This is a genomic window from Shewanella metallivivens (assembly GCF_028750675.1).
Classification (GTDB): Bacteria; Pseudomonadota; Gammaproteobacteria; order Enterobacterales; family Shewanellaceae; genus Shewanella; species Shewanella metallivivens.
This window is the reverse complement of sequence record NZ_JAQQPZ010000001.1, coordinates 346,579-359,396: the sequence shown is the minus strand read 5'-3', so window position 1 is coordinate 359,396 and position 12,818 is coordinate 346,579. Positions and strand designations below refer to the sequence as shown.

The following is a 12,818-nucleotide window of genomic DNA, read 5'->3' as shown; positions in this document are numbered from 1 at the left end:
ATTATGCCTCCTGCTTTTTCAAACATGCGGCAGCAAAAACCACTAAAATAGGGCCATAAATTGACAACATCATGATGTCGCCTTTTAGGTCAAAAAATGTCAAGCCTTTAGTAAATGCCGCCACACTCAAATGCATATAGTAGGTTGCCGGCCAAGCCATACCGATAATGTACCCACCACCTTCTAAAGTTGATGTGGGTTGCACTAACCCCGAAAACAACGCAGTCGGTAATAGCGAAACGATAGTCGTGGCAAACACCGCTGTAACTTGAGTTTTAGTGACAGAAGACACGACTAAACCAATACCGGTAGAAGCACACACATAGCAAAATGCCCCAATCGTGAGCCCTAACAAACTGCCTTTTAACGGAACTTGCAATAAAAACACCACCAAAAAGGTCAAAATAAAAAAATTGACCATGCCAATGGCGATATATGGAAGCTGTTTTCCAATGAGAAATTCAAATTTATTGGTTGGTGTAACAAAAAAGTTGGTGATCGTACCGACTTCTTTCTCGCGCGCAATACTCACAGCCATTAGAATTGCCGGAAAGAATAATAACAATAGCGCTGGCGTTTTAGGCCCAATAGAATAAATACTTTCAAATGAAGGGTTATAGCGATAACGAGACTGAAGATCAACATTATACAATGCGCTGGCATCCACCCCCGCCTCTGTTGCTAATTGAGTCAGATACCAAATATAGCCACCAGTGACATAGCCTTCGATAGTGCCTGCACGGGTGGTATTAGCACCATCAATCCATGCCGAAACATGTGCAGTCTGCCCCTTTTTAATATCACGACCAAAACCAGCTGGGATCTCTATCGCCAAAGTGATGTCGTTTGACCGCAAGCGTCTCTCCAGCTCGTCTTTGCTTTGTAATACAGGCCGCTCGATAAAATAATGAGAGCCTTGAAAGTGACTAATGTATTCTCGGCTCTGCGGTGTTTGGTCATAATCGAGTACCGCAAAAGTGAGATCTTCAATATCTAACGAAATCCCATAAGCAATCACAATTAACAAAATTACACTGCCGAAAAAGGCAAATGCCAGGCGGATTTTGTCACGCATTACCGCCATCATTTCAAGATAGCTATACGCCAACAGCCTGGACAAATTAAAGCCAAAACGTTTTATAGCCTGTGGTTGGTTGTGGGTTAATCTTGTGTTTTTTTCGACATTGGCAAGCTCAAGCAAAGTCTGCTTTTGAGGCTTCTGCTCCATCGCATCTTCAAGATAACTGATAAAAGCCTCTTCGAGCGACGTTGATCCTTTGGCTTCTACAAGGTGTTGTGGTTCATCATAGACCAGTACTTCACCAGCATGCATTAATGAAATACGGTCGCACCGTAACGCTTCATTCATAAAGTGGGTTGAAATAAATATGGTGACTTTATCGCGACGTGACAACTCAATAAGCAACTCCCAAAATTCGTCACGGGCAACAGGGTCAACACCCGATGTGGGCTCATCAAGGATCAGCATTTCTGGCTCATGGATCACCGCAACAGCAAGCGACAAGCGTTGGCGGATCCCTAGTGGCAGTGATGATGCCAAATCATCCATTTGTTTACGCAAACCAAAACGTTCAACCAACGTATCAATTCGTTCTGCAGTTTTCGACGCAGACAGATGAAACAAACGAGCATGTAAACTCAGGTTTTGCTTAACAGTCAACTCTCCATACAAGGAGAAAGCTTGCGACATAAACCCAACTCGATTACGCATGTCGATATTGTCGGCATCGACGCGTTTTCCAAATAAATACGCCTCCCCCTCCGACGCGGGTAACAGACCGGTCAACATTTTCATGGTGGTTGTTTTACCACAACCATTTGAACCCAAAAAGCCAAAAATCTCACCGGCTTGAATGTCAAAGCTCACATTACTGACAGCAGTAAAATCACCAAAACGCCGGGTTAACCCCTTGGCAGTAATCGCAGGTGAAGCATCTGTTTTTTCAAAAGGAGGAATAACAAGGGCATGACCACTGCCGCGCTTTTCTTTAGGCAGTAGCCGAGTAAAGGCTTGTTCGATATTTTCAGATTGGGTTTTGAGTTTGAGTGCTTCAGGTTTGCCCGAGTCCAATACGTGGCCCGCATCCATTGCCACTAACCAATCAAAGCCTTCGGCCTCATCCATATACGCCGTAGACACTATCACGCTCATACTTGGCCGCTCACTGCGTATAGTGTGAATTAATTGCCAAAATTGACGTCTTGAAAGCGGGTCAACCCCCGTGGTTGGCTCGTCTAATATCAATAAATCTGGATCGTGAATAAGCGAACAACACAACCCCAGCTTTTGTTTCATCCCACCAGATAGTTTACCTGCAGGCCTTGATAAAAATGGATTAAGGCCCGTTGCATGAGTCAGTCGCTCAATCCGAGTTTTACGTTCATTGGAACCTTGGCCAAATAATTTACCAAAGAAATCGAGGTTTTCGGCTACACTAAGCTCACTGTATAAATTCTTACCTAAACCTTGAGGCATATAAGCAATACGAGGGCCAACATTTGAGCGATGTCGGGCTGAGGCCATATCACCGCCAAGCACTTCAAGGCTACCACTCTGTAATTTTCTGACCCCAGATATCAGTGCCAACAAGGTAGATTTACCCACCCCATCAGGGCCGAGCAAACCCACCATTTGTCCTGAAGGAATACTAAGAGTCACGTTTTCAATCGCGATGACTTTGTTATATTTATGACTGACATTATTGATGCAGACGATCGGATTTTGTTGTTGGTCCATAATTATGTACCTACATTAATACTGATTAACAGAATTAGGCTCAGAGTCTGGTAACAATTGTTGAAGAAAATCAGGCCACGGAGTCAATTGCTCTCCGGGTAAAGGGCTCAGGCGAATGTAAGCGACACCGCGCACCCCAGTTTTAACATCGGCAATGTGTTTTTGAACTAAGTATTGAGGGATCCGTACCTTAACACGGAACATAAGCTTTTCACGTTCGCTGAGGGTTTCAACTTGCTTAGGAGTAAATTGCGATTCAGGTGACACGAAACTGACTGATGCAGGAACAACAAAATCGAGCACATCCAATTTAATTCTCGCCTCAGCACCTATCGCGATACGGTTTGCTTGAGCTGATGGTACAAATATTTCCATATAAACATCGGCAAGGTTAACCATGGTCAGCACTTTACCTCCACTACCAAGCACCTCACCTGGTTCAGCAAGCCGATATATAACTCGGCCAGTGACTGGCGATTTAAGTACACAATCATCAATTTGAGTTTGGATTTCTTTAGTGCTTGCCTTAACCGCATCAACCATACGTTCCCGATAAACCAGGCCGGCCTTGGCCGCTTGAAGCGCCGCTTTAGCTACAGCAACCTGGCTGACTCTTGTATCGTAGGTTTCTTTACTAATATGGTTATCTTTAACCAGTTCTCTAGCTCGAGATAATTCTTGTTCAGCTAAAACTTCCTCTGCCTTTGCTTGCTCGATTGCGGCAAGTGCCGAAGCAACTTGGCTTTCAGCACTAGCCACATTGGCCTCAGCACCCAATAGTTGAGCACGTAATTGATCGGTATTAATTTGTGCAACAACTTGTTGCTCCTGAATAAGGTCTCCTTCCTGAGCAAAAATGGTATCAACCCTTCCCGCGATTTTGGTCGAAACATCAACTTCAACAGCCTCAATTCTGCCGTTTCCTGACACCAATCCATCGGCTAAAGGGGGCTCTTGCAAACATTGCCATCCCCACCAAAAGCCTGCAATAAGCACTATAAAAACAACTGTATATATAAATTTTTTGAGTATGCTATTCATTGTCTAAAATCCTTCTATAAGTGACAACATCATTTTTTAAGCAACAAGCTGACATTGCTCAATCGCTGCTAAAGCCATGTTTCATTGCACTATCATGAACAGTATTAATTGACTAAGGGCCTGACATACATAACATTGCAACGTAAATAATGAGCAGAGACAATGGATCGGAATACGTAACCTCGTTGCAATAACAGCTAAAGCGAATTCAATATCAGATTGTAAAAGCCGCTATCTTCACTGATAAATCGAGATATCATTTATCGATATGTTTACTTAACGCACAAGTGCAGCAAATGATGATACTTGGTAAGGTAGAAAATGGAATTCACAACGTCCCCCCCATTCAAACGATAAATTAGTGCATTAACTCAATTAAATCTTGTATCAACAAAACAGGTTAAACCTTGATCCTCCTCACACTTAGAGTGAATAATACCAATCCTTATTAGAATGTGATCTACTTTAGGCTGCGTCACTAGACCCAGTACAATGAAAATGACTGCAGGTGTAGTCATCTACATCAACGTGATTTGTAGCCGTAATGGGGTTTGTGACGCCCCCCCCGAAGGGCGAATTTATCAGCGTGGTCTTCTTTGTTAGCCTTTCTTAACGTAGTGCATATGCCTTCAAAAGGCTGCCTCGAATACCTCACTGATAACTTTCGCTAAAAGAGCACATTCTAATGCGGATTGGTATAACCTGACGTAACAAAAAACAAAAACGAAAGTTCTATCTTCACCTGCTATGCATTCAAGCACTGTATATTTATCAACAATACTATTTGCTCAAATTCCAAATGTAAAAAAGCCCGTTGCATTAGCAACGGGCTTTTCACCACTCTTTCGAGCATCCGGAAATGACCTACTCTCACATCGGCATATCGACCACACTATTTTATGGTTAATATTCGAGAAGTATTTTATCGCAAAACAAAAAGGCCACCCGATTAGGGTGGCCTCATTGTTTTATTAGGCGTCTGGAAATGACCTACTCTCACATGGGGAGACCCCACACTACCATCGGCGATACTGTGTTTCACTTCTGAGTTCGGAATGGGATCAGGTGGTACCACAGCTCTATGGTTTCCAGACAAAAAATTGTACGGAACAAATTTTTAACGCACTTTAGTGCGGCCCGTTAGGGTCAAATACACGGATGTATTTGATAAATTGCTCCTTTATCTAACGCACTATTCTTGGTGCATTAAATAATGATTCGGAAAGCTGATGCAGTCGTCTTTCAGACTCGCTTTGTTGAGTTATCACACTATCTAAGTGCTCTATTCTAATACTAAGTATCAGTAAAACCCATCTGGGTTGTATGGTTAAGCCTCACGAGTCATTAGTACATGTTAGCTCAACGCCTCACAACGCTTACACACCATGCCTATCAACGTCCTAGTCTCGAACGGCTCTTTAGAGGTCTTAAAGACCTAGGGATGACTCATCTTAGGGCTCGCTTCCCGCTTAGATGCTTTCAGCGGTTATCGATTCCGAACGTAGCTACCGGGCAATGCTATTGGCATAACAACCCGAACACCAGCGGTTCGTCCACTCCGGTCCTCTCGTACTAGGAGCAGCTCCCTTCAATCATCCAACGCCCACGGCAGATAGGGACCGAACTGTCTCACGACGTTCTGAACCCAGCTCGCGTACCACTTTAAATGGCGAACAGCCATACCCTTGGGACCGACTTCAGCCCCAGGATGTGATGAGCCGACATCGAGGTGCCAAACACCGCCGTCGATATGAACTCTTGGGCGGTATCAGCCTGTTATCCCCGGAGTACCTTTTATCCGTTGAGCGATGGCCCTTCCATTCAGAACCACCGGATCACTATGACCTACTTTCGTACCTGCTCGACGTGTATGTCTCGCAGTTAAGCTGGCTTATGCCATTGCACTAACCGTACGATGTCCGACCGTACTTAGCCAACCTTCGTGCTCCTCCGTTACTCTTTGGGAGGAGACCGCCCCAGTCAAACTACCCACCAGGCACTGTCCTCAACCCCGATTAGGGGTCAGAGTTAGAACATCAAAACTACAAGGGTGGTATTTCAAGGACGACTCCACACAAACTAGCGTTCATGCTTCAAAGTCTCCCACCTATCCTACACATGTAGGTTCAATGTTCAGTGCCAAGCTATAGTAAAGGTTCACGGGGTCTTTCCGTCTAGCCGCGGGTATACGGCATCTTCACCGCAATTTCAACTTCACTGAGTCTCGGCTGGAGACAGCGTGGCCATCATTACGCCATTCGTGCAGGTCGGAACTTACCCGACAAGGAATTTCGCTACCTTAGGACCGTTATAGTTACGGCCGCCGTTTACCGGGGCTTCGATCATGAGCTTCTCTTGCGATAACCCAATCAATTAACCTTCCGGCACCGGGCAGGCGTCACACCGTATACGTCATCTTGCGATTTTGCACAGTGCTGTGTTTTTGATAAACAGTTGCAGCCACCTGGTATCTGCGACTCCCAGCAGCTTAGAGAGCAAGTCTCATCACCGCCAAGAGCGTACCTTCTCCCGAAGTTACGGTACCATTTTGCCTAGTTCCTTCAGCCGAGTTCTCTCAAGCGCCTTGGTATTCTCTACCCGACCACCTGTGTCGGTTTGGGGTACGATTCCTACTAACCTGAAGCTTAGAAGATTTTCCTGGAAGCATGGCATCAACTACTTCATCACCTTAGTGACTCGTCATCAGCTCTCGGCCTTAAGATTTCCCGGATTTGCCTAAGAAATCAGCCTACCACCTTAAACGCGGACTACCAACGCCGCGCTAGCCTAGCCTTCTCCGTCTCTCCATCGCAGTTAGCAGAAGTACAGAAATATTAATCTGTTTCCCATCGATTACGCCTTTCGGCCTCACCTTAGGGGTCGACTCACCCTGCCCCGATTAACGTTGGACAGGAACCCTTGGTCTTTCGGCGAGGGAGTTTTTCACTCCCTTTATCGTTACTCATGTCAGCATTCGCACTTCTGATACGTCCAGTGTGGGTTACCCCTTCACCTTCAACCGCTTACAGAACGCTCCTCTACCGCGCACACCTAATGGCATGCACCCGTAGCTTCGGTGGTATGTTTAGCCCCGTTACATCTTCCGCGCAGGCCGACTCGACTAGTGAGCTATTACGCTTTCTTTAAATGATGGCTGCTTCTAAGCCAACATCCTAGCTGTCTAAGCCTTCCCACATCGTTTCCCACTTAACATACACTTTGGGACCTTAGCTGACGGTCTGGGTTGTTTCCCTTTTGACGACGGACGTTAGCACCCGCCGTCTGTCTCCCGTATAGCACTCATTGGTATTCGGAGTTTGCAAAGGGTTGGTAAGTCGGGATGACCCCCTAGCCTTAACAGTGCTCTACCCCCAATGGTGTTCGTACGAGGCGCTACCTAAATAGCTTTCGAGGAGAACCAGATATCTCCCGGTTTGATTGGCCTTTCACCCCCAGCCACAAGTCATCCGCTCATTTTTCAACATAAGTCGGTTCGGTCCTCCAGTTGATGTTACTCAACCTTCAACCTGCCCATGGCTAGATCACCGGGTTTCGGGTCTACACCTTGCAACTAAACGCGCAGTTAACACTCGGTTTCCCTACGGCTCCGCTATTCGCTTAACCTCGCTACAAAATGTAAGTCGCTGACCCATTATACAAAAGGTACGCAGTCACGGTCTCAAGAACCGCTCCCACTGCTTGTACGTATACGGTTTCAGGTTCTATTTCACTCCCCTCACAGGGGTTCTTTTCGCCTTTCCCTCACGGTACTGGTTCACTATCGGTCAGTCAGGAGTATTTAGCCTTGGAGGATGGTCCCCCCATATTCAAACAGGATGTCACGTGTCCCGCCTTACTCGTTTTCATCAATGGTTAGTTTTCGTGTACGGGGCTATCACCCTGTGCCGCTGTGCTTTCCAACACATTCCACTAACACCCCACTGACTTAAGGGCTAATCCCCGTTCGCTCGCCGCTACTAGGGGAATCTCGGTTGATTTCTTTTCCTCCGGGTACTTAGATGTTTCAGTTCCCCGGGTTTGCCTCTGCACACTATGTATTCATGTACAGATACTCACTTATGTGAGTGGGTTTCCCCATTCGGACATCGTTAGCTCAAATGCTTGTTACTAGCTCGCCAACGCTTTTCGCAAGTTACTACGTCCTTCATCGCCTCTGACTGCCAAGGCATCCACCGTATACGCTTAGTCACTTAACCATACAACCCAAATGGGTCTTTCTTACGCTTGTTACTCATCTTATTATGCGGCGTKTTCAGTTTCACTCTTCAATCATGTAGCGCTGCTACACTCATTCGTCGTTCAACTTCAAGCCTTGCCTAATAAGCGATTAACTGCGCTCACCCTTTGCATTAACAAAAGATAAGAAAAACTTGAGTTGCATTGCAACTAGCTGGTTTTTACTTTGATAATTCATGCACTTTCGCACACGAAATCGCCTTAGTTTTTAGAATATTCAAGACACTTAAACAGTGTTTTGAGAACTCAATGTTTGATACGTCACTTAAAATAAAGTGCCGTATCAAACGATTTGTAATTAATCACATGACAGACTCATGCAATTAAATACTATCAGCTTTCCAAATTGTTAAAGAGCGGGCTTAAAAAAGCCAAAGATAAATTTTGTTTATCTTTGGCATCTCTAACCAATGCATGTCATGGTGGAGCAATGTGAGTGGGATCGAACCGCTTTTTATAGCGTATTGACCAAACCCATTGAACCAACAAGTAAATGGTGGAGCTATGCGGGATCGAACCGCAGACCTCCTGCGTGCAAGGCAGGCGCTCTCCCAGCTGAGCTATAGCCCCATTTACATGCAGTTGAGATTGATATCCGGTATCCAATCACTAAGATTGGCGAAGCCAAATCGATTTAAATCAAGGCCATTTATGCCGACGTTTAGCTTGCTAAACGAGGTATAAATTAACGCAGAGTTAAAGAAGATTTGGTGGGTCAGAGTGGACTTGAACCACCGACCTCACCCTTATCAGGGGTGCGCTCTAACCAGCTGAGCTACAGACCCATTCTTTTTGGTCTTTTAATCGTTACTCAGCGTTGCTTTCGTCATTCGGTCGTCATGTAGCGAACTACACATCCTTCCTCATTCCTCAAGCGCCTTGATTAACAATCAAAATCCGCAAAAAATACCTTTCGATATCTTTCTCTTTCTTTCTATCAAGTTATCTGTGTGAACACTCACATGCATTGCTGCATTTTAGGTATTGAGTTAGTCGTATAGGTAAGGAGGTGATCCAGCCCCAGGTTCCCCTAGGGCTACCTTGTTACGACTTCACCCCAGTCATGAACCACAAAGTGGTGAGCGTTCTCCCGAAGGTTAAACTACCCACTTCTTTTGCAGCCCACTCCCATGGTGTGACGGGCGGTGTGTACAAGGCCCGGGAACGTATTCACCGTAGCATTCTGATCTACGATTACTAGCGATTCCGACTTCATGGAGTCGAGTTGCAGACTCCAATCCGGACTACGACGAGCTTTGTGAGATTAGCTCCACCTCGCGGCTTTGCAACCCTCTGTACTCGCCATTGTAGCACGTGTGTAGCCCTACTCGTAAGGGCCATGATGACTTGACGTCGTCCCCACCTTCCTCCGGTTTATCACCGGCAGTCTCCCTAGAGTTCCCACCATTACGTGCTGGCAAATAAGGATAGGGGTTGCGCTCGTTGCGGGACTTAACCCAACATTTCACAACACGAGCTGACGACAGCCATGCAGCACCTGTCTCACAGTTCCCGAAGGCACAATCGCATCTCTGCAATCTTCTGTGGATGTCAAGAGTAGGTAAGGTTCTTCGCGTTGCATCGAATTAAACCACATGCTCCACCGCTTGTGCGGGCCCCCGTCAATTCATTTGAGTTTTAACCTTGCGGCCGTACTCCCCAGGCGGTCTACTTAATGCGTTAGCTTGAGAGCCCAGTGCTCAAGGCACCAAACTCCGAGTAGACATCGTTTACGGCGTGGACTACCAGGGTATCTAATCCTGTTTGCTCCCCACGCTTTCGTGCATGAGCGTCAGTCTTTGTCCAGGGGGCCGCCTTCGCCACCGGTATTCCTCCAGATCTCTACGCATTTCACCGCTACACCTGGAATTCTACCCCCCTCTACAAGACTCTAGTTCGCCAGTTCCAAATGCAATTCCCAGGTTGAGCCCGGGGATTTCACATCTGGCTTAACAAACCGCCTGCGCACGCTTTACGCCCAGTAATTCCGATTAACGCTCGGACCCTCCGTATTACCGCGGCTGCTGGCACGGAGTTAGCCGGTCCTTCTTCTGTAGGTAACGTCACAGATATTRCGTATTAAGCAATACCCTTTCCTCCCTACTGAAAGTGCTTTACAACCCGAAGGCCTTCTTCACACACGCGGCATGGCTGCATCAGGCTTTCGCCCATTGTGCAATATTCCCCACTGCTGCCTCCCGTAGGAGTCTGGGCCGTGTCTCAGTCCCAGTGTGGCTGATCATCCTCTCAGAACAGCTAGGGATCGTCGCCTTGGTGAGCCATTACCTCACCAACTAGCTAATCCCACCTAGGTTCATCCAATCGCGAAAGGCCCGAAGGTCCCCTCCTTTCCCCCGTAGGGCGTATGCGGTATTAGCAGTCGTTTCCAACTGTTATCCCCCTCGACTGGGCAGAYCCTAGGCATTACTCACCCGTCCGCCGCTCGTCACCTCAGGAGCAAGCTCCCTTGTGTTACCGCTCGACTTGCATGTGTTAGGCCTGCCGCCAGCGTTCAATCTGAGCCATGATCAAACTCTTCAATTAAAGTTTTGTTGTTCGACTACGTCGAACGGCTCAATGAATTCTACTGTTATAATTCGCTTCGCTCAAAGAGCTCACAAATTATTCACTACATTACTGCAGTGTCATATAACTATGAACATTCTCATCATTGAGTTAAATTTTTTGATTGCCTACATTCCGAAGAACAAGAAGACAATTTCGAATAACTCAATACCTGTGAATGTCCACACAGATTACTTGATAAATTGTTAAAGAGCGGACTTGGTAACCAGCGTTAGACGCCGTGTTCCGTGTCAGTGGTGCGCATTATAGGGAACTCATTTTATTGTGCAAGGCCTTTTAATGTTTTTTCTTAAGTTTATTGCCTAATTGCACAGTTTTTAAACTCAACGACTTATTTTGGGTTGTTATAGTTGGTTTTATGAACAAAAATGGCCTGTTGTTATCATTCTATGTTGCCTTTAATGGCAATGTAATGGCCAGTGTTACGCATTAGCCTATATATAAAGTGTTCGATTCATCCCATTGAACTATAAATAAGTGTCAAACTAGGTTAAAGCTATGTTAAGTCAGTATATCAGAGTAATAATCAGTCTTTTAACACATGATAAAGAGATAAAGTGGATGAGAATGCTGTGGGGTAATAATGACAAACAGCAATAAAGCATGCGCTATTATAACGTGATTGTTAGCTCATGCTTTGAAAGCCAAATTGAAAGATTAGCGCTGACGTAAAAATTGTGGCACATCTACAATACTATCAAGCACGGTTGTGGCAAGCGCAATGCCTGCCTCGTCGACCACTTTACCTGAACGAACCAAGATGGCAGTTTGAACACCTGCGGCATGTGCTGCACGGATATCATCGGCTTTATCGCCAACCATTACTGATTGACTCAAATCGATTTTTAAAAATGAAGCAGCGGAAGTCAACATTCCTGGTTTAGGTTTACGACAATCACAGTCTTGTTTGTATTCACCTATCCCTTTTTCGGGATGATGTGGACAATAATAAATACCATCGAGTTCGACACCTTTATCAGCAAAGTTCCAATCCATCCATTCAGTTAGGTGATGAAAATCATCTTCGCTGTACATACCGCGAGCAATACCTGATTGATTAGTGACAACAACAAGAAGATAGCCCATTTCTTTTAATGCCAAACATGCTTCAAACACGCCTTCGATATATTCGAAGTCATCTACGCTATGCACATAACCCGTGTCTTTATTAATCACACCATCACGATCTAAAAATACAGCCTTCTTCAATCTAATCACTCCCCTTACAGAATACACCTTAGATTATCCCACCGACATCGATTGGGTGCCAGAAAAACCCCTTAAATTTTACTAATTTGTTTATTTTAAGTTGTTTTAGATTACATTTATGATGTTTATCGATATTTATCTATAGGTTTCACTTTATAAAGCGCCGTCTAAGCGTTACCCTTGCTCGAAGATCTTAGTAGTGATAAAAAATACATGAGCAATATACCTCCCATTATTCACAAAACCCGCACACAACTTGTTGTGGAAGTACTCAGAGAACGGATCCTTTCTGGTGATATTGAAGGAGGCGAACCGCTCAGACAGTCAGCCATTGCAGAACAGTTGAACGTAAGCCGTATTCCTGTTCGCGAAGCATTAGTGCAATTAGAAGCTGAAGGTCTGATTAACTTTGAGCCTCATAAAGGGGCCACGGCAACAAAATTGTCTGTTGAGCAAGTTACTGAATTATTTGAGTTGCGAGCCATGATTGAATCTGATTTATTGGCGAAGGCAATTCCCAATTTAACAGAACAAGATATTGCAGATGCAGAAGCTGTACTCGTACAATTAGAGTTAGCTTTTAAGCTCAAAGAGTCTGTCGCGAGTTGGAGCGAGCTCAACACTCGTTTTCATACTCGCTTGTATAAAGCAGCCAATAGACCACACACATTAGATGTTGTACATGGGCTAAATACCAATTGTGATCGTTATATTCGATTACAACTGTTATTTACCGGTGGTATCCCTACCGCAGAACGTGAACACAGAATATTACTTGAACTGTGTAAAGTCGGCGATGTCGAAAAAGCAACGGCATTGTTACATGAGCACATTTTGAGTGCTGCCGCTTCAATTACCAAATTAGTTGAACAAAAAATTAAGTCATAACAACAATAATAAATCTTAATCAAACGTACAGGTTTGATATTATTATTTGATATTAAAGCTATTTATTTAATTGTTAAAA

Annotated in this window: 4 protein-coding genes, 2 tRNA genes and 3 rRNA genes; 1 reads left to right on the top strand and 8 read right to left on the bottom strand. The window is 45.1% G+C overall.

The window, feature by feature from the left end:
- Window position 1 precedes the first annotated feature (1 nt).
- The 8 genes from rbbA to gmhB all read right to left on the bottom strand — a co-directional run bounded on the left by rbbA (window position 2) and on the right by gmhB (window position 11,851).
- Window positions 2–2,758 carry a ribosome-associated ATPase/putative transporter RbbA gene (rbbA, locus tag PQR79_RS01470; RefSeq protein WP_238103364.1) on the bottom strand — a complete coding sequence of 919 codons (2,757 nt, stop codon included), beginning with the start codon at window positions 2,756–2,758 and terminating at the stop codon, window positions 2–4.
- A 15-nt stretch (window positions 2,759–2,773) separates the two neighbouring features.
- Window positions 2,774–3,799 carry an HlyD family secretion protein gene (locus PQR79_RS01465; RefSeq protein ID WP_238103363.1) on the bottom strand — a complete coding sequence of 342 codons (1,026 nt, stop codon included), beginning with the start codon at window positions 3,797–3,799 and terminating at the stop codon, window positions 2,774–2,776.
- A 977-nt stretch (window positions 3,800–4,776) separates the two neighbouring features.
- Window positions 4,777–4,892, bottom strand: a 5S ribosomal RNA gene (gene rrf / locus PQR79_RS01460).
- A gap of 230 nt (window positions 4,893–5,122) precedes the next feature.
- Window positions 5,123–8,016: ribosomal RNA gene (locus tag PQR79_RS01455) — 23S ribosomal RNA — on the bottom strand.
- 534 nt (window positions 8,017–8,550) lie between these two features.
- Window positions 8,551–8,626 (bottom strand) — tRNA-Ala (locus PQR79_RS01450).
- 138 nt (window positions 8,627–8,764) lie between these two features.
- Window positions 8,765–8,841: transfer RNA gene (locus PQR79_RS01445), tRNA-Ile, on the bottom strand.
- 217 nt (window positions 8,842–9,058) lie between these two features.
- A 16S ribosomal RNA gene (locus tag PQR79_RS01440) occupies window positions 9,059–10,600 on the bottom strand.
- Together the 16S, 23S and 5S rRNA genes with 2 tRNA genes alongside form the textbook arrangement of a ribosomal RNA operon.
- 699 nt (window positions 10,601–11,299) lie before the next feature.
- Window positions 11,300–11,851: a D-glycero-beta-D-manno-heptose 1,7-bisphosphate 7-phosphatase gene (gene gmhB, locus PQR79_RS01435; protein ID WP_303648141.1), complete on the bottom strand. Its 552-nt coding sequence runs from the start codon at window positions 11,849–11,851 to the stop codon at window positions 11,300–11,302.
- Window positions 11,852–12,064: 213 nt separating this feature from the next.
- Here gmhB and PQR79_RS01430 point away from each other — a divergent pair, with 213 nt between their 5' ends.
- Window positions 12,065–12,739 (top strand): GntR family transcriptional regulator, encoded by a 675-nt coding sequence (locus PQR79_RS01430; RefSeq protein WP_238106150.1) that lies wholly within the window; start codon window positions 12,065–12,067, stop codon window positions 12,737–12,739.
- Window positions 12,740–12,818: the final 79 nt, after the last annotated feature.

Excerpts from the sequence above, each read along its gene's own strand:
- rbbA (WP_238103364.1), bottom strand. The coding sequence starts at position 2,758 with ATGGACCAACAACAAAATCCGATCGTCTGCATCAATAATGTCAGTCAT.
- PQR79_RS01465 (WP_238103363.1), bottom strand. The coding sequence starts at position 3,799 with ATGAATAGCATACTCAAAAAATTTATATATACAGTTGTTTTTATAGTG.
- PQR79_RS01430 (WP_238106150.1), top strand. The coding sequence starts at position 12,065 with ATGAGCAATATACCTCCCATTATTCACAAAACCCGCACACAACTTGTT.